This is a genomic window from Kitasatospora sp. NPDC032757 (assembly GCF_055579305.1).
The window spans coordinates 122,439-139,890 of the sequence record NZ_JBVINN010000016.1 but is presented as its reverse complement, the minus strand read 5'-3'; the positions used below and the strand labels follow the sequence as shown (position 1 = coordinate 139,890).

The following is a 17,452-nucleotide window of genomic DNA, read 5'->3' as shown; positions in this document are numbered from 1 at the left end:
TGCCCGCCACCGGATGCCGGACACTGGATGCCATGCAGCCCGCGTCCGCCAGCCAGGCAGTCCCGCAGGAAGCCCCCCGGGCTGTCCCGCGGATAGCCCCGCTTCCCGCCCCCGTCCGCCCCGACCCGGTCCGCGACCGCTGGGCGGCGCCGATGCGCCTCGCCATCGCCGAGGCCGCACTGGCGCCGGCCACCGGGGACGTCCCGGTCGGGGCGCTCGTCCTGGGTCCGGACGGCCAGGTGATCGGACGCGGCCACAACGAGCGCGAGGCGGTCGGCGACCCGACCGCCCACGCCGAGGTGGTGGCGATCCGCGACGCCGCCGCGAATTTGCGGAGGGCCGCGCGAAGCGCGCCGAACAAGGACGGTGGCGGGCGACGGGAGGGCGAGTGGCGGCTCAGCGGCTGCACCCTCGTCGTCACCCTGGAGCCCTGCACCATGTGCGCGGGCGCCATCGTCCTCTCCCGGATCGACCGGGTGGTCTACGGCGCCCTCGACGAGAAGGCCGGCGCGGCCGGCTCGCTCTTCGACGTGATGCGCGACCGCCGGCTCAACCACCGCCCCGAGGTCGTCTGGGGCGTCCTCGCCGACGACTGCGCCGAACAGCTCCGCGCGTTCTTCGACACCCACCGCTGAACCCCGACCGCCGAACACCGAGCACCGAACCCCCACCGCCGAACCCCACCGCTGAACGCCCGGCCCGACACCCGCGGGACCGCCGCCCCGATACGGATTTCGTGACGGCGCCACCCGTCCGGTAGAGTTCCCCTCGGTAGCGTGTCCGAGCGGCCAAAGGAGCACGCCTCGAAAGCGTGTGTGGGGGCAACTCCACCGTGGGTTCGAATCCCACCGCTACCGCCAGCAACACGAGGGCCCCGTCCGAACCGGACGGGGCCCTCGTCGTTTCCGCGCACCCTCATACGCGGAAAGGGCTCCGAACCCGGGGCCGATGACCACCAACGCCCTTCGAGTACGGAGCCTGGAAGGGGGAGCGGTTCGGGGGGAACAACCGCTCCCCCGGCGGAGTCCCACAACCGGGGCCGCGTCGGGGGAAGCCGCGGCACCGGTCCCACAGCGGGGAGCTCCGGATCCACCTACCGGGGATTCCTGCCAGATCCTCGGTACATCAACCATCCTGCTCGACGCGTCGCTCGCGGGCACCCGGAGAAAGGCCCCAGTCACGGGGACCTTCGTCCCGCCGGGTGAACGCGTCGCACACTTGATAGGCCGTCCGGTGGATAAGCTGCCCAATGCAGAGGGACGCTCGGGGACCGAATGGCGGCGGCCCACGGCAGGGAGGAAGGTCACCCGATGGCGCAGGCGAAGAAGATCGGCATGGTTCTCCTGCTCGTCTTCGTGCTCTACACGATCATCACCTCGCCGGCCCGCGCCGCCGAACTCGTCCAGCTGGGCTTCGAGGGCATCTCGAACGCCGCCAAGGCGATCGGCACCTTCATGACCGGGCTGGTGAAGTAGCTCCTCCGGCACCGGCTACGGTGGGCCCGTCCCTCAACCCCCGTCCGCGAGGAGCGGCATCGTGATCCGGCACCTGGTCCTGTTCAAGCTCAACGAAGGCGTCAGCAAGGACGACGAGCGCGCGCTCGCCGGCGCCAAGGCCTTCGAGGCACTCGGCCCGGTCATCCCCGAGCTGCGCGAGTGGGAGTGCGGCTGGAACACCACCGAGCGCGACATCGCCCACGACTACGCGATCAACAGCCTGGTCGAGGACCGCGAGGCGCTGCAGGCCTACCTCACCCACCCGGCCCACCAGGCCGCGGCCGGCCAGTGGCGCGAGTTCGCCACCTGGGTGATCGCCGACATCGAGGTCTGATCCCGGAACATCCCCCGGACGGCCCCAGGCGCCCCTCCCGAGACCCGGGCGGGGCGCCTTGCCGTATCCCGGAACGGTCCTTCCGCGCCCCCGCCGGGAGACCTGGTGAAACGCCACCACAGCACCAACACACCTCTGCGTGGTGCTTGCCCGACCTGCGCCCGCCTTGTGATGCTATGACCGGTTTTGCCGGACATGGCGAGGTGGTGCACCGAGACGCGACACCCGATCCGCAAGTCCCACCATTGTCGACTTTGGGAGGGGTGACGTGTCCGTGCGGACACCAGGGAGCGCGCCGGGAACCGATACCGGGCCGGGCGCTGCACAGACCAGTACGACGGCCGCCACACCGGCGCCGGCACCACCCGCCCGAGGTCCGGACCAGCCCCCGGACCACACGCCTACCCGGGCCCGGCCACCGGCCGGGACCCAGCCACCGCCCCGACCACCGGCCCGGACCCAGCCCCCGACCCAGAGTCAGCCCCCGGACCAGCCCCAGAGCCCGACCCGGCCCGCAGACACGAGCCCGAGCCCGAGCCAGACTCAGAGCCAGGCCCTGAGCCAGGCCCTGAGCCAACCCCAGCCGCCGGCCCAGGCCATGCCGCCCGACGAGGTCCTGGCCGCCATCATCAGCCCGGCCGGCGAACTGCGCCCGGACAGCCTGCGCGGCCCCGGCGGCCGCCCCGTGGTGGACGTCCGGACCCTGACCCGGGTGCTCTTCGAGCGGCTCGCCGAACTGCCCCCGGACGCCCCCGAGCGGGAGCGGGTCCGGGCCGCCCTGATCGAGGTCAACATCCCGCTGGTCCGCTACGCGGCCACCCGCTTCCGCAGCCGCAGCGAGCCGATGGAGGACGTGGTCCAGGTCGGCACGATCGGCCTGATCAACGCGATCGACCGGTTCGACCCGGAGCGCGGTGTCCAGTTCCCGACCTACGCCCTGCCCACCATCCTCGGCGAGATCAAGCGGTACTTCCGGGACAACGTCCGCACCATGCACGTCCCGCGCCGGCTCCAGGAGCTCTGGGTGCAGGTCAGCGGCGCGATGGAGGAGCTGACGGTGGTCCACGGCCGCACCCCCAAGGTGCCGGAGATCGCCGCCAGCCTGCGCATCCCCGAGGAGGACGTCCGGGCCTGCCTGGACGCCGGGCGGGCGTACAACGCGGCCTCTCTGGAGGCCGCGCAGGAGCACGAGGGCGGGCTCGCCCTGCTGGACCGGCTCGGCTACGAGGACTCGGCCCTCGCCGAGGTCGAACACCGGGACATGGTCCGCCACCTCCTGGTGCAGTTGCCGGAACGGGAACGGCGGATCGTCATGCTGCGGTTCTTCGCCAATCTGACGCAATCGCAGATCAGCACCGAGCTGGGAATGTCCCAGATGCACGTCTCGCGCCTGTTGTCCCGAATCCTGACCAGGCTTCGGACCGGCAATTCCTGGGAAGACTGACCATCACAATCCCGGCAGAACACCGCGAAAAGGCAATCGGCCCGAGATTGCTCCGCGTTACCGACGCGTGACGTCTTGCGACGTTCGGGTTTGCCGGGGACCGTGTTCCGGTATGGAGGGGGAGGGCGTCGCCGGGAACCTCCGCGCGACAGCGCCCGTTCACGTGTCAGTCACAAGGGGGTGGGTGCATGTCCGGAGATCTGGGCGCTGCGGAGATCCACGGTGGTCAGGCCAGTGGCACGACGGTCGCCGTCGACCTGATCCCGGTCCAGCGGGGCCCGGCCGAAGCCCCGCCCGCCCCCGACGCCCCGCCGGGAGCAGCGGAGCAGGCCCCGACGGCGGCCCAGCCGCCCGCGGAGGCCGCCTCCGGCGCCGGGCTGGACACCCGGACGCTCTCCCGCTCGCTCTTCCTGCGGCTGGCCGCCCTGGAGGCCGGCAGCGCCGAGCACACGTACGTCCGCGACACCCTGATCGAGCTCAACCTGCCGCTGGTCCGGTACGCCTCGGCCCGGTTCCGCAGCCGCAACGAGCCGATGGAGGACATCGTCCAGGTCGGCACGATCGGCCTGATCAAGGCGATCGACCGGTTCGACCCGGAGCGCGGGGTGGAGTTCCCCACCTTCGCGATGCCGACCGTCGTCGGCGAGATCAAGCGCTTCTTCCGGGACACCAGCTGGTCGGTCCGGGTGCCCCGGCGGCTCCAGGAGCTGCGGCTGGCGCTCACCAAGGCCGGCGACGAGCTGGCCCAGCGGCTGGACCGCTCCCCCACCGTCGCCGAGCTGGCCACCTGCCTGGGCGTCAGCGAGGAGGACGTGGTCGAGGGCCTCGCGGTGGGCAACGCGTACACCGCCAGCTCGCTGGACTCCAGCCCCGGTGAGGAGGACGGCGACGGCCCGCTGGCCGAGCGGCTCGGCTACGAGGACCTCGCGCTGGAGGGCGTCGAGTACCGCGAGTCGCTGAAGCCGCTGCTGGCCAAGCTGCCGCCGCGCGAGCGCCGGATCATCATGCTGCGGTTCTTCGGCAACCTCACCCAGTCGCAGATCGGCGACGAGATCGGCATCTCGCAGATGCACGTCTCCCGGCTGCTGACCAAGACCCTCACGCAGCTGCGCGAGGGCCTGATCAGCGAGGGCTGAGCGGCCGGGCCCCGGCCGGACCGGACGAGGGCCGGACGAGGGACCGGGTGGGGCCTGAGGGCCGGACGGGGCCGCAGGGTCAGGGCGCCGTGAGCAGGTTGGCCCGCAGGCCCGCCAGCACCTCGTCGTCCAGCCCCAGGCCGTCCTGCCAGAACTTCTCGAAGGTGACCCAGCCGGCCGCGACCTCCTCGAAGGCCGCCTCCAGGTAGGCGCGCTCCGCCCGGAAGACCGGGAGCAGCAGCTCCGGCTCCTGCATCAGACCGCGGGTGAAGAAGCTGTCGACGATGGTCTCGACGATCGCGGCGGAGCGCTCGTTGGTGAGCAGGTAGTCGGCGAAGACCGTCTCCCGGTCCACCCCGAGGGCGGTCAGCAGCACCGCGGCCGTCCAGCCCGTGCGGTCCTTGCCGGCCGAGCAGTGGAAGAGCAGCGGTGGGCCGTCCGGCGCGGCCAGCAGGCGCAGCACGGTGGCGAAGCGCTCGCGGGCGACCGGGTCGGTGACGAACCATCGGTAGAGCCCGGTCATCATCGCGGTGGCCCTGCCGCCGCCGAGCAGGGCGCGCTGCTTCTCCGGACTGCGGTCGGCCAGGGCGTCGCGCAGGGCGACGTAGATGTCGAAATCGGCGGCGAAGACCGGCAGGTGGTGCAGGGTCACGCCGTCCGGGGTGGTGCGCTCAACGGTGATCGGGGCGGCGGAGAGCTCGGCGGCCGCGATCTCGGCGACCGGCAGGCCGGGAACGCGGTCGGGGCCGGCCTCGCGGACCTCGTCGAGGCTGCGCAGGTCGACCACCTGGCGCAGGCCGAGCGAGCCGAGCAGGCCGAGGTCCTCGTCGGTGAGCCGGTTGAGGCCGTCGCTACGGAGCGCGACGCCGTGCCGCAGCACCCGGCCGTCGGCCGTCCGGTAACCACCGAGATCGCGGGCGTTGGCGGCGCCGCGCAGGCCGAGACTCCGGGCCTGTGCGGCGGCCTCCCGGGCGCCCTGCGCCGACGTCTGAGCCGCTTTCCCGGTGGCCTGGATAGCGGCGGTCTCGGTCTGCTGCTCGGTCACGCGGTGGCCTCCATTGGATATTCGGACTGTGACATGGCACAACCCAGCGCGATATTGCATGAACCTGCCCGGCGGAACGCGGGATGTGCGAGAGTGTCATGCGCAACGCCGCCAGTGTAGGGCGCGGCGGCCCCACCCCCGCTACACGGTCGGTGAGCAGCAGTAACGCTCAGGTTCCGGTTTTTAATTTTCAATTCATTATTTGCGCCGAGGGTGCAGTTCCGGCCACAATCAGCGCCTTCATGGCATCGCCATGAACGTTGGTAACAGATTCGCTGCACTCCCGCCCATTTGGTCCCAATCGGTGCGGAGTATCCACCAGGATGGGCGCCGGGCAGCCTGCTGCCCGCGAACAGCGACAGGGCAGGAGAGCGCCGAGCAGCGGAGCGCCCTGCCCAGGGGAGGAACACCACATGGGTCGAGCGACCCGAAGAGTTGCCGCGTGCGCGGCAGCAGTCCTGCTGGCCGGCGGCCTGCAGTCGTCCCTCGCACACGGTGCCGGCACGGCCCCCAGGATCGACCTCACGGTCCTGGTGATCAGTGACGGCGGGCCCGCGACGGCGGCCGTCGCCGCCGAGCTGAAGAGCCAGGGCACCCCGTACAGGCTCGTCAACCTCAACGACGCCAACCGCCCGGTCATCGACGCCGCCTTCCTCAGCGACACGGTCAACGGGCAGCCCCGGGGCAAGTACCAGGGCATCGTGATGCCCAACAACAACCCGTTCGCGGCGGGTTCCGCCGAGATGACGGCCCTCGCCACCTACGAGGCCGCGTTCGGCGTCCGCCAGGTCGACGCCTACACCTACGCCCAGCCGGACGTCGGCCTGAACTGGGCGGCGGACCCGGGCTACATGGGCAAGCTGGACGGCGTCCAGGGCCAGGTCACCGGTGCCGGCCTGGCCGGCCCGTTCGGCTACCTCAAGGGCGCCGTCCCGTTCGAGGACAACGACCCGTCGGTGGACGAGAGCTACGGCTACCTGGCCACCCCCCTGGCCTCCCTGCCGGCCGGTGCCTCGTTCACGCCGCTGGTGGACGCCCCGATCCCGGGCTCCACCGCGCGCGGCTCGCTGGTCGGCGAGTACAGCCACGACGGCCGCAAGGAACTGGTCGTCACCTTCGTCTACAACCAGTACCAGCAGCAGTACCGGCTGCTGGCCCGCGGCATCGTCGACTGGATCACCCAGGGCGTCCACCTCGGCTACGACCGCAACTACTTCGCGGCCCACGTGGACGACGTCTTCCTGGCCGACGACCGCTGGGACACCGTGCTCAAGTGCACCCCCGGCGACGTCACCTGCCCGCCCGGCACCCCCGAGACGGCCAACCCGATCCGGATGACGGTCGCCGACGCGCAGTACGCGAAGCAGTGGCAGACCGCCAACAACTTCACCATGGACATGGTGTTCAACGGCGGCGGCAGCGAGGACTGGAAGGCCGACCGCACGGCCACCACCGACCCGGTGGCGGACCAGATGATCGCCGACCAGGCCAGCTACCGGTGGGTCAACCACACCTACACGCACCCGTACCTGGGCTGCCTGCAGGACGTCTCGGTGGTGCCGTGGAAGTGCACCAAGGACGCCACCGGCAACACCGTCTGGGTCGACCAGGCCACCATCACGTCCCAGGTCAAGAACAACCTCGACTGGGCCGCGGCGCACCACCTGACCGTCGACAAGACCGAGCTGGTCACCGGTGAGCACTCCGGCCTGCTGACCGCCCCGCAGGAGACCAGCGACAACCCGTACCTGGCGCCCTCGCTGGCCGCCAACGGGGTCAAGTGGACCGCGAGCGACGCCTCCCGCGAGCCCGCCCAGCGGGCCGTCGGCTCGTCCACGCTGACCGTGCCGCGGTACCCGATGAACGTCTTCTACAACGCCGCCACGGCGAAGGAGGAGACCGACGAGTACAACTGGATCTACACCAGCGCGGCCAACGGCGGCAGCGGCGTCTGCGAGAGCAACGCCAACTCCACCTGCCTGCCGGCGCCGCTGGACGTCAACACCGGCTACCAGTCGTACATCGTGCCGCTGGAGGCCCGGATCGACCTCGGCCACGTGCTGAGCAACGACCCGCGGCCGCACTTCATCCACCAGTCGAACCTGTCCGAGGACCGGATCGTCTACCCGGTGCTGGAGAAGGTCCTCTCGACCTACCGCTCGCTGCACGCCGACAACGCCCCGGTCGTGAACCTGGCGCAGAAGGACATCGGCGTCGAGTTCCAGCGCCGGGCGGCCTGGAACGCGGCCGTCGCCGCCGGCCAGGTCACCGCGTACCGGGTCGGCGACACCGTGACGGTGTCCGCCCCGGCGGGCGTCCAGATCCAGGCCACCATGCCCACCGGCACCACCCAGAAGCTGTCCATCGGCTCGACCGCGTTCGGCACCGCCTACGCCGGTACGCTGTCCGGCTGGGTGAAGCCCGCGGCGCTGCAGAGCACCGTCACGCTGAAGCTGGCCGCAGCCCCGGCCGCGGTCCCGGCCGTCGCGCCGAGCATCGCCGCCAAGTCGGTGACCGCCCCGGCGCCGGCCGACAAGAAGGTCGTGCCGCAGGGCACCGCCGACGCCGTCCCGGCCGGTCCCGGCGACACCGCCCGGACCGACGCGCCGGTGCTGGTCCCCGGCAGCGGGGCACCGGTGGCCGGCAAGGGCGTCACCACCGGCACCGCCGGAAAGGGCGCCGCCGGAAAGAGCACCACCCAGGGCAACGCCAAGGGCGGCGCCCAGAACGGCAAGGCCTCCGGGGGGAAGGCCGACCCCGCCAAGAAGACCGCCGGCCAGACCGGCACCCGCTGAACAGGTGATACCGGTGGTGGGGGGGGGGGGGGGGGGGCCCCCCCCCCCCCCCCCCCCCCCACCACCGGCACCCGACCCGGCCGCCAGGCCGGGCGCTTGACGCAAGGACAGGAGGGGGGAAGACCATGCGCGTCACCCTGCTCACCGAGGGGACGTACCCGCACCAGCACGGCGGCGTGAGCGTCTGGTGCGACCAGCTCGTCCAGGGCATGCCGGACGTCGACTTCGACGTCATCGCCGTCACCGGAACCGGCCACGAACCGCTGGCCTGGGAGCTGCCCGCCAACGTGCGCTCCGTCACGACCGCACCACTCTGGGGCCCGGCCACCGAGGGCAGAGCCCCGCGCGGCAAGGAGATGCGCCGCTTCCTCAACGCGTACGAGCGCTTCCTGCACTCCATCCTGGACCCGGTCTACACCACCCACTTCGGCACCGAGCTGTACGGCTTCGCCGACCTCGCCCGGCGCGGGCTGCTCAGCCCGGCGCTGCGCAGCGAGCGCGCCCTGCGCACCCTCCAGCACGTCTGGACCCGCGACTACCTCTCCACCGCCGTCTCCCGGCCCACCCTGCACGACGCGCTCAACGCCACCGACCTGCTGGAGCACGCGCTGCGCCCGCTCTCGGTCGAACCGCCCAAGGAGGGCGTCGCGCACGCGGCCAGCGGTGGCCTGGCCACCCTGCCGGGGCTGATCGCCTCCCAGCAGTACGGCGTACCGTTCCTCCTCACCGAGCACGGCATCTACCTGCGCGAGCGCTACCTCGGCTACCGCACCGGCCCGTACCGCTGGCCGGTCAAGGCGCTGCTGCTGGGCTTCTACCGGATGCTCGCCGAGGAGAGCTACCGGCGGGCCGCGCTGGTCACCCCCGGCAACCGGTACAACCGGCGCTGGGAGGAGCGCGGCGGCACGCCGTCCGCGCACATCCGCACCGTCTACAACGGCGTCGACCCGGCGGCCTTCCCGCCCGCCGGGCCCGAGCCCGAGACGCCCACGCTCAGCTGGGCCGGCCGGGTCGACCCGATCAAGGACCTCGAGACGCTGATCCGGGCCTTCGCCATCGTCCGCCGCGAGATACCCGACGCCCGGCTGCGGCTCTTCGGCGGCACGCCCAAGGGCGGCGAGGCCTACCGCGACGGCTGCATAGCCCTGGCCGCCGAGCTCGGCATAGCCGACTCGGTGGCCTTCGAGGGCCGCGTCGCCGACATCACCGACGCGTACGCGGCGGGCAACGTGGTGATGCTCTCCAGCATCAGCGAGGGCTTCCCGTTCACCCTGATCGAGGCGATGTCCTGCGGCCGCTCCACCGTCTCGACCGACGTCGGCGGCGTGCGCGAGGCCGTCGGTGACACCGGCCTGGTCGTCCCGCCGCGCGAACCCGAGCCCATGGCCGCCGCCGCCGTCGAGCTGCTGCGCGACCCGGAGCGCCGCGCCCGGCTGGGCGAGCAGGCCCGGCTGCGGGTGATCGAGCAGTTCACGCTCCGCCAGAACATCGACGGCTTCCGCGGCATCTACACCGAGCTGCTGGGCACCGCCCGCTGGCTGCCGAACGGCGTCGTCGCGGTGACGGACGCGGTCCCCGACGCGTGGGAGCCCGTGGCCGCCGCCGAGCGCAGCGAGGTGGGCGCGTGAGCGGTCCCCTCCGCCTCGTCCCGGACGAGGCCGGCCCCGACTGGGCCGAGCAGACCGTGCAGCTTCGCACCCTCCCCCGCAGGAACCGCCGTCCGGCGGTGCCCGTGCAGCCGGCCGCGCCGGAGGAGCAGCTCGACCTCTCCCCCGACCCGTTGGACGAACTCGCCGAGCGCCTGGCCGACGTCTGCGCGGACGCCGTCCACCCCTACGAGATCGCGGCCTTCCTGGAGTCCGACGGCCTTTCCGACGAGCAGGCCGGGCTCCTGTACGGCCGCCCCGACGCGTTCACCGTCGCCGAGGAGCTGTTCGAGCGGGTCGAGCGCCGCTACCCGGGCCCGAGCGCCGAGTTCGCCAACCCCTGGCGGGCCGATCCCTGGCGCTGCGTGGTGCGCGGCCTGGTCTTCGCCCTGCCCGGCCTCGGCTACCTGCTCGGCGCCAACCTGTTCGCGGCCACCCGGATGCGCTTCGGCCTCCCCTCGGGGATGCTCGCGCTCTCCCTGTCCACCCTGGTCAGCTGGTCCTGGAACCAGGCGCTGGCGCACCGCTCGTACGCCTGGCTGGGCCGCGGCCGGCGCCGTGCGGCCGGGCGCTGCCTGGCCGTCGGCGCACCGGTGGGGGCGCTGGTCGCGGCCACCACCGGGTACGTGGTCGGCGGCCCGCTCGGCGCTCTCTGTTTCGCCGCCGGGCAGTCCGGCTACCTGGCGGCGGCCACCGTACTGCTGGTGCTCGGGCGGGAGAAGTTCCTGCTGGTCGCACTGGCGCCGTCGGCGGTCGGAGCCGGTGTGGTGCTGGCCGTGGACGTGCCGCAACTGGCCCGGACGGTCGTCCTGCTGGCCTCGCTCGGGCTGGCGGTCGGGCTGGCCGCCCGGGAGATCCTCCGCTGCCTGCGCAGCGAGCAGGACGCCACCGAGCTGAAGCTGCCGGTCCTGCACGAGCTGCCGCACCTGCTGTTCGGGCTGGCGGTCGGCGCGCTCACCCTGATCGCCGGTCTGGGCGCCACCGTCCACCAGGCGGTCCGGACCGGGGCCGCCGAAGGCGCGTCCGCCAGCCCGACGGGGCCGGCCATGATCGCGCTGACGCTGAGTCTCGGACTCGCCGAGTGGCTGCTCTTCCGCTACCGGGCGATGGCCGTGGCCGCACTGCGGACCACTCACACGGCCGCCGCGTTCACCCGCCGCACCGGCGGCATCCTGCTGGGCTGCCTGTTCATCTACCTCACCACCGTGGCCGCGCTGGACGCCGCCGCCACCGTGCTCTGGCCCGGCGCCCCGGCGCTCGGCGTCCCGGAGCTCGGTGCGCTGCTGCTGCTGGGCGGCTCGCTCTGGCTGGCGCTGCTGCTGAACGCCTTCGGGCTCAGCTGGAGCACCGCCCTGATCTGTCTGGCAGCCGCCGGCGCCGAGTGCGCCGGGCTGCTGACCGGTGTGGATCCGACCGTCCTGCAGCTGATCGGCTGCGGGGGCGCGGCGGCCCTCCTCACCGCCATCGCCGGGCCCGTGCTCGGCCGCACCACCAAGCACCGCTGAACCGTCGGACACCACTGACACAGCGCCGGGCCACCACGCACCGTCCCCGCCCGGCCGTCCCGAAGAACAGAAAGCGATTCACGTATGAGCAGCGTCGCCGTCACCGGAGCCGAGGGCTTCATCGGCTCCCACCTCGTCGAAACCCTGGTCGCCGACGGCCACCAGGTCCGCGCCATGGTCCAGTACAACTCCTTCTCGTCCTTCGGCTGGCTGGAGACCCTCTCCAAGGACGTGCTGGAGTCGGTCGAGATCGTCCTCGGCGACGTCCGGGACCCGGGCTCGGTCAACGGCCTGGTCAAGGGCACCGAGGCGGTCTACCACCTGGCCGCCCTGATCGCGATCCCGTACTCGTACCGGGCCCCGCACTCGTACATCGAGACCAACGTCACCGGCACCCTGAACGTGCTGGAGGCCGTGCGCCACCTGGACATCCCCCGTCTGGTGCACACCTCCACCAGCGAGACCTACGGCACCGCGCAGACCGTGCCGATCACCGAGGACCACCCGATCAACACCCAGTCCCCGTACGCCGCCTCCAAGGCCGGCGGGGACCGGCTGGCCGACAGCTACCACGCCAGCTTCGAGACCCCGGTCGTCACGCTGCGCCCGTTCAACACCTTCGGCCCGCGCCAGTCGATGCGCGCCGTCATCCCCACCGTGATCGCCCAGCTGGCGGCCGGCGAGACCGAGATCACCCTCGGCGACCTGCGCCCCACCCGCGACTTCACCTTCGTCAAGGACACCGCCAACGCCTTCCGCACGGTCGGCACCGCCCCGGCGGAGGCCGTGGTCGGCAAGACCTTCAACGCCGGCACCGGCGGCGAGATCTCGGTCGGCGACCTGGTCGCCCTGGTCGGCAAGCTGATGGGCGTGGACGTCGCGGTGAAGGAGGACGAGCAGCGCATCCGCCCGGCCAACTCCGAGGTGATGCGCCTGGTCGCCGACGCCACCCGGCTGCGCGCCGCCACCGGCTGGGCCCCCGCCTTCTCCCTGGAGCAGGGCCTGGAGCAGACCATCGAGTTCTTCCGCGACCCGGCCAACCTGGCCCGCTACAAGACCGACATCTACAACGTCTGACCCTCGTACACCTGCCAGTCCTGGCTCCAAGGCTCCTGTCGCACTATTTCCGTGGGGGAAACACCATGCATGCAGTGATCCTGGCCGGCGGTAAGGGCGTTCGCCTCCGTCCCTACACCACCGCGCTCCCCAAGCCGCTCGTCCCGATCGGCGACCAGCACGCGATCCTCGAGATCGTGATGCGCCAGCTCGCCGCCGCGGGCTTCACGACCGTCACCCTGGCCATCGGCCACCTCGGCCACATCATCCGCGCCTACGTCGGCAACGGCTCCCAGTGGGGCCTGCGGGTCGGCTACGCCGTCGAGGACAGCCCGCTCGGCACCATGGGCCCCCTGCTCACCATGCAGGACCGGCTGCCCGAGCACTTCCTGGTGATGAACGGCGACATCCTCACCGACCTGGACTTCGCCGGGGTGCTCAAGCACCACGAGGCCTCCGGGGCGCCGCTCACCATCGCCACCTACGCCCGCCAGGTGAAGATCGACTTCGGCGTGCTGACCACCGAGTCCGGCTCCATCACCGGCTTCCAGGAGAAGCCGAGCATCGACTACCGGGTCTCGATGGGCGTCTACGGCGTCTCCCGCTCGGCACTCGCCAAGTACACCCCCGGCCTGCCGCTCGGCTTCGACGAGCTGGTGCTGGACCTGCTGGCCGCCCGGACCCCGCCGTCCGCCTACGAGTTCGGCGGCTACTGGCTGGACATCGGCCGCCCGGACGACTACGACCGGGCCAACGCCGAGTTCGCGCTCATCCGCTCGCAGCTGATGCCGGGCGAGCCCGAGGGCCTGTACGCCGTCCCCGGCGGGCCGGAGCTGCCCGTCCCGGCCGCCCGCACCGCACCGGACGACGCCGACCGGCCCGCCGTGGCCGCCACCGGCCCCGAGAACGACGGACGGGCCGCGTGAGAATCCTGCTGCTCGGCGCGGACGGCTTCCTCGGCCGGCACGCCGCCACCGTCCTGCGGTCGGTGCCCGGCGCCACGATGCTGACCGCCGGACGCCGGCCCGACCACGACCTGCGTCTCGACCTGGCCACCGCCCAGGCCGGCCCGCTCGGCGAGGAACTGGCCGCGCTCGCCCCCGACGCCGTGGTCAACTTCGCCGGCGCGGTGGCCGGCAGCGCGGTCACGCTCGCCGAGGTCAACGCCCGCGGCCCGGCCGTGCTCTGCGAGGCGCTCCACCAGGGCGCCCCGAAGGCCCGGCTGGTGCACATCGGCTCGGCCGGCGAGTACGGCGTCTGCGCCCCCGGCAGCTCGCTCGCCGAGGACGCCGACGCCCGCCCGGTCGGCGTCTACGGCGCCACCAAGCTGGCCGGCTCCCTCGCGGTGGCCGGCTCGCCGCTGGACGCCGTGGTGCTGCGGGTGTTCAACCCGGTCGGCCCGGGCGCCCCGGCCGGCTCGCTGCCCGGCCGGCTCGCCGCCGAGCTGCGCCGGGCCGCGCCCGAGGGTGCCGACGGCGTCGTGAAGGTCGGGGACCTCTCGGCCCACCGCGACTTCGTCGACGCCCGGGACGTCGCCCGCGCGGTCGGCCTGGCCGTCGCCGCCGAGCGCCCGCTGCCGCGGGTGCTCAACCTGGCCTCCGGCCGGGCCCAGCCGGTCCGGGCGATCGCCGACGGCCTGGTCGCGGCGGCCGGCTTCACCGGCCGGATCGACGAGAGCGGCGCCGGCTCCGAGCGCTCGGCCGCCGTCTCCTGGCAGCAGGCCGACGTCTCGGCCGCCGCCCGGGAGCTCGGCTGGCACCCGGAGACGGACCTCGCCGACACCCTGCGCGACCTCTGGCTCAGCACCGAACCACTGGTCACCGCATGACCGGCGCGAGCCTGCCCGACGGCCGCCTGCTGGTGCCGCTGTACGTCCACCCCGCGGTGGACCCGGCGGCCTGGCAGGCGGTCGCCGCCGCCGCCCCCGACCGGATCGCCGCCGTCGTGCTCAACCTCGCCGACGGCCCCGGCGACACCCCCGACAACGTCTTCGCCGAGGCCGCCGAGGAGCTGCGCAAGGCCGGCCTCCCCCTGCTCGGCTACGCCGACACCGACTACGGGCGCCGGCCGCACGCCGCCGTGGTGAACGACATCCTGACCTACCGCCAGCGCCACGGCATCACCGGTGTCTACCTCGACCAGGTCGCCACCCACCCGGGCGCGCTGGCCCACTACCGGCGCCTCGCCACCGCGGCCCGCGCCGCCGGGTGCGCCACCGTGGTGTTCGGCCACGGCGACCACCCCGACCCCGGCTACGCCGACTTCGGCCTCGCCGACCTGCTGGTCACCTTCGAGGGCGACTGGACGGCGTACCGGGAGATGACCCTGCCGCTCTGGACCGGGCGCCACGCCGCCGCCCGGTTCTGCCACCTCGTGTACGACGTGCCCGCCGACCAGGCCCGGGACGCCGTCGCCCTGATCGCCGCCCGGCGGGCCGGTGTCGGCTGCGCCGTGCCGGGTGCCGGGGAGAACCCCTGGAGCACCCTGCCGCACGGCCTGGCCGTCTGACCGCCCGACCGCTCCCCGTACCGTCGCCGCACGCACCACCGCCGCACGCACCGTCGCCGAGCCGACCTGATCCGACCCGGAGTTCGACTACCGTGACCCGCCGCACCCGGCCCCTGCTGGCCGCCCTCGCCCTGACCACCGCCCTGCTGGCCACCTCGTGCAGCAGCTCGGGTTCGGAGGACGAGGACGACCCCTCGGCCGACGCCACCGGCGCCCAGCCGCCCGCGGCCACCGCCGCCCCCGTCCCGGGCACCCCGTCCGCACCCGGGACGACCACCCCCGGGACCACGCCAGGCACCCCCGGCACCCCCGGCACCCCCGGTACGCCGTCCGCCCCCGGCACCCCCGGCACCCCCGGTACGCCGGCGCAGCCCGCCGGCACCCGGTGGCAGCCCGCCCCCGGCCTCGCCTGGCAGTGGCAACTCGGCGGCGGCGTCGACCAGTCGGTGGACGTCCCGGTCTACGACATCGACGGCTTCGAGACCGACGCCGCGACCGTCGCCGCCCTGCACGCCAAGGGCCGCAAGGTGATCTGCTACATCAACGCCGGCTCCTGGGAGGACTTCCGCCCCGACTCCAAGGCCTTCGCCAAGGCCCTCCAGGGCGACAGCAACGGCTGGAAGGGCGAGAAGTGGTTCGACATCCGCAAGCTCGACCAGCTGAAGCCGCTGATGGCGGCCCGCTTCGACATGTGCCGGACCAAGGGCTTCGACGCGGTCGAGCCGGACACCATCGAGGCCTACAACCAGAACAGCGGCTTCCCGCTCACCGCCGACGACCAGCTCAGGTACAACCGCATGCTGGCCGGGCTCGCGCACGAGCGCGGCATGGCGATCGGCCTGAAGAACGACCTGGAGCAGATCCCCGCCCTGCTGCCCGACTTCGACTTCGCCGTGAACGAGGAGTGCGCCCAGTTCGACGAGTGCGCCCGGCTCTCGCCGTTCGTCCAGGCGGGCAAGGCGGTCTTCCATGTCGAGTACAAGCTCGGCACGGAGAAGTTCTGCGAGCGGACCAAAGCCCTCGGCTTCAGCTCGATGCAGAAGAAGCTCGAACTGGACGCCTGGCGGAAGCCCTGCTGAACCGGCAGAGCGGGCAGTCCGCCAGGCACTCCGTCGAGAGGGTTACTTGACCGCCAGCCAGATGACGGCACCCAGAACGGCCAGCGCGACGACGGCGATCACCGCGATCACGCCGGTCCGGCTGCTGCCGCCACTGCTGCCGTAGGTGGAGACGGAGCCCGGTGCCTGCGGTGCCGGGCTCTCGTCGACGAACGCCCGGAACATCTGGGTGCTGCCGGCGGGGTCGTAGTCGTTGTCAGCCATGGCACGGACTCTAACGAATCCACGGACCCCGCCGACACCCCGGACCCTCCTCCGGTCCGTTCCCCCCACCAGTGCGACACAGGTGCGACAGGCGTGTGAAGTCCGTCCGGATCATGGAATGCCCGCCCGCCCGATCCGGTTGACCCCGGGCATGACCGGAAACCGCAGTGACGCCCCCGGCCGGGTCCGGCTGGGCACCTCCGACCTCGCCGTGCACCCGCTCTCCCTCGGCGGCAACGTCTTCGGGTGGACGGCCGACGAGCAGCAGTCCTTCGCCGTCCTCGACGCCTACGCGGCCGCCGGCGGCAACTTCGTCGACACCGCCGACACCTACTCCTCCTGGGTGCCCGGCAACACCGGCGGCGAGTCCGAGACCATCATCGGCAACTGGATCCGCAGCCGGGGCAACCGCGACGACCTGGTGATCGCCACCAAGGTCGGCCTCCACCCCGAGGCCCGCGGCCTGGGCGCGGCCACCATCAAGTCCTCGGTCGAGGGCTCGCTGCGCCGCCTGGGCACCGACCGCATCGACCTCTACTACACCCACCAGGACGACGACACCCCGGTCGAGGAGTTCGTCACCGCGCTGACCGAGCTGGTGAAGGAGGGCAAGGTCCGCGAGATCGCCGCCTCCAACATCGGCGCCGAGCGGCTCGCGGAGGCTTTGGCCTTCGCCGAGCGCGAGGGCCTGGCCAAGTACGTCGCCGTCCAGCCGCACTACAACCTGGTCTCCCGCGCCACGTTCGAGGGCCCGCTGGCCGACGTGGTCGCCGACCACGGCCTCGCCACCGTCCCCTACTACGCGCTCGCCTCCGGGTTCCTCACCGGCAAGTACCGCCCCGGCGGCGGCGAGGTCGCGAGTGCCCGGTCCGAGGGCGCCTCCCGCTACCTGGCCGACCCGCGCGGCCCCAAGGTCCTGGAGGCCCTGGACAGCGTCGCCGCCGAACACGGCGCCGAGCTCGCCACCGTCGCCCTGGCCTGGCTCAACACCCGCCCGACGGTCGCCGCCCCGATCGCCAGCGCCCGCACGGTCGAGCAGCTCCCCCCGCTGCTGGCCGCCGCCTCCCTGCGGCTCACCCCGGAGCAGCTCACCCTGCTGAACACCGCCTCCGCCTGAGCCCGGCCCGACCGGCAACCGCCGCACCACGGCAACGGCCCCCGACGG

At 72.8% G+C, this 17,452-nt stretch carries 15 protein-coding genes, 1 tRNA gene and 1 pseudogene; 15 read left to right on the top strand and 2 right to left on the bottom strand.

Features of this window, described 5'->3' with window-relative positions; translation table 11 throughout:
* Window positions 1-32 precede the first annotated feature (32 nt).
* The 6 genes from ACZ5WK_RS19840 to ACZ5WK_RS19815 all read left to right on the top strand — a co-directional run bounded on the left by ACZ5WK_RS19840 (window position 33) and on the right by ACZ5WK_RS19815 (window position 4,410).
* On the top strand, window positions 33-635 hold the full coding sequence (locus ACZ5WK_RS19840) for a nucleoside deaminase (RefSeq protein ID WP_465548680.1): 603 nt from the start codon (window positions 33-35) through the stop codon (window positions 633-635).
* Between the two features lie 135 nt (window positions 636-770).
* Window positions 771-860 (top strand) — tRNA-Ser (locus ACZ5WK_RS19835).
* Window positions 861-1,310: 450 nt separating this feature from the next.
* A complete protein-coding gene (locus tag ACZ5WK_RS19830) occupies window positions 1,311-1,475 on the top strand; it encodes a hypothetical protein (protein ID WP_174315669.1) in 165 nt (54 codons plus the stop codon).
* A 61-nt stretch (window positions 1,476-1,536) separates the two neighbouring features.
* Window positions 1,537-1,830: a Dabb family protein gene (locus ACZ5WK_RS19825; RefSeq protein ID WP_148643967.1), complete on the top strand. Its 294-nt coding sequence runs from the start codon at window positions 1,537-1,539 to the stop codon at window positions 1,828-1,830.
* Window positions 1,831-2,428: 598 nt separating this feature from the next.
* Window positions 2,429-3,274 (top strand): RNA polymerase sigma factor SigF, encoded by an 846-nt coding sequence (locus tag ACZ5WK_RS19820; RefSeq protein WP_465548679.1) that lies wholly within the window; start codon window positions 2,429-2,431, stop codon window positions 3,272-3,274.
* A gap of 188 nt (window positions 3,275-3,462) precedes the next feature.
* A complete protein-coding gene (locus tag ACZ5WK_RS19815; protein ID WP_465548678.1) occupies window positions 3,463-4,410 on the top strand; it encodes an RNA polymerase sigma factor SigF in 948 nt (315 codons plus the stop codon).
* Window positions 4,411-4,489: 79 nt separating this feature from the next.
* On the opposite strand, the gene ACZ5WK_RS19810 is transcribed toward ACZ5WK_RS19815, so the two are convergent.
* A complete protein-coding gene (locus ACZ5WK_RS19810; protein WP_465548677.1) occupies window positions 4,490-5,455 on the bottom strand; it encodes a tyrosine-protein phosphatase in 966 nt (321 codons plus the stop codon).
* A 413-nt stretch (window positions 5,456-5,868) separates the two neighbouring features.
* On the opposite strand from ACZ5WK_RS19810, the gene ACZ5WK_RS19805 reads away from it, so the two are divergent.
* From ACZ5WK_RS19805 to ACZ5WK_RS19770, 8 genes and pseudogenes are all read left to right on the top strand, one after another.
* Window positions 5,869-8,250 carry a hypothetical protein gene (locus ACZ5WK_RS19805; RefSeq protein ID WP_465548676.1) on the top strand — a complete coding sequence of 794 codons (2,382 nt, stop codon included), beginning with the start codon at window positions 5,869-5,871 and terminating at the stop codon, window positions 8,248-8,250.
* Between the two features lie 125 nt (window positions 8,251-8,375).
* Window positions 8,376-9,878, top strand: a complete 1,503-nt coding sequence (gene pelF, locus ACZ5WK_RS19800) for a GT4 family glycosyltransferase PelF (protein WP_396324078.1) — start codon at window positions 8,376-8,378, stop codon at window positions 9,876-9,878.
* Window positions 9,875-11,401, top strand: coding sequence for a hypothetical protein (locus ACZ5WK_RS19795; protein WP_465548675.1), 1,527 nt, complete (start codon window positions 9,875-9,877; stop codon window positions 11,399-11,401). The genes pelF and ACZ5WK_RS19795 overlap by 4 nt, the downstream gene beginning before the upstream one ends.
* A gap of 84 nt (window positions 11,402-11,485) precedes the next feature.
* The gene (locus ACZ5WK_RS19790; protein WP_465548674.1) at window positions 11,486-12,478 is read left to right on the top strand and encodes an SDR family NAD(P)-dependent oxidoreductase; all 993 of its coding nucleotides are present in this window, start codon (window positions 11,486-11,488) and stop codon (window positions 12,476-12,478) included.
* A 65-nt stretch (window positions 12,479-12,543) separates the two neighbouring features.
* Window positions 12,544-13,251: pseudogene (locus tag ACZ5WK_RS19785) on the top strand (nucleotidyltransferase family protein); the annotation flags it as partial.
* Between the two features lie 128 nt (window positions 13,252-13,379).
* Window positions 13,380-14,285 carry an NAD-dependent epimerase/dehydratase family protein gene (locus ACZ5WK_RS19780; RefSeq protein ID WP_465548673.1) on the top strand — a complete coding sequence of 302 codons (906 nt, stop codon included), beginning with the start codon at window positions 13,380-13,382 and terminating at the stop codon, window positions 14,283-14,285.
* The gene (locus ACZ5WK_RS19775) at window positions 14,282-14,965 is read left to right on the top strand and encodes a spherulation-specific family 4 protein (RefSeq protein WP_465548672.1); all 684 of its coding nucleotides are present in this window, start codon (window positions 14,282-14,284) and stop codon (window positions 14,963-14,965) included. The genes ACZ5WK_RS19780 and ACZ5WK_RS19775 overlap by 4 nt, the downstream gene beginning before the upstream one ends.
* A gap of 92 nt (window positions 14,966-15,057) precedes the next feature.
* On the top strand, window positions 15,058-16,044 hold the full coding sequence (locus ACZ5WK_RS19770) for an endo alpha-1,4 polygalactosaminidase (protein ID WP_465548671.1): 987 nt from the start codon (window positions 15,058-15,060) through the stop codon (window positions 16,042-16,044).
* Window positions 16,045-16,086: 42 nt separating this feature from the next.
* Here ACZ5WK_RS19770 and ACZ5WK_RS19765 read toward each other — a convergent pair whose 3' ends face one another.
* On the bottom strand, window positions 16,087-16,287 hold the full coding sequence (locus ACZ5WK_RS19765; protein WP_465548670.1) for a hypothetical protein: 201 nt from the start codon (window positions 16,285-16,287) through the stop codon (window positions 16,087-16,089).
* A gap of 151 nt (window positions 16,288-16,438) precedes the next feature.
* Between ACZ5WK_RS19765 and ACZ5WK_RS19760 the strand changes: the two genes are divergently transcribed.
* Complete coding sequence (locus ACZ5WK_RS19760) at window positions 16,439-17,404, top strand: aldo/keto reductase (protein WP_465548669.1); 966 nt, start codon at window positions 16,439-16,441, stop codon at window positions 17,402-17,404.
* Window positions 17,405-17,452: the final 48 nt, after the last annotated feature.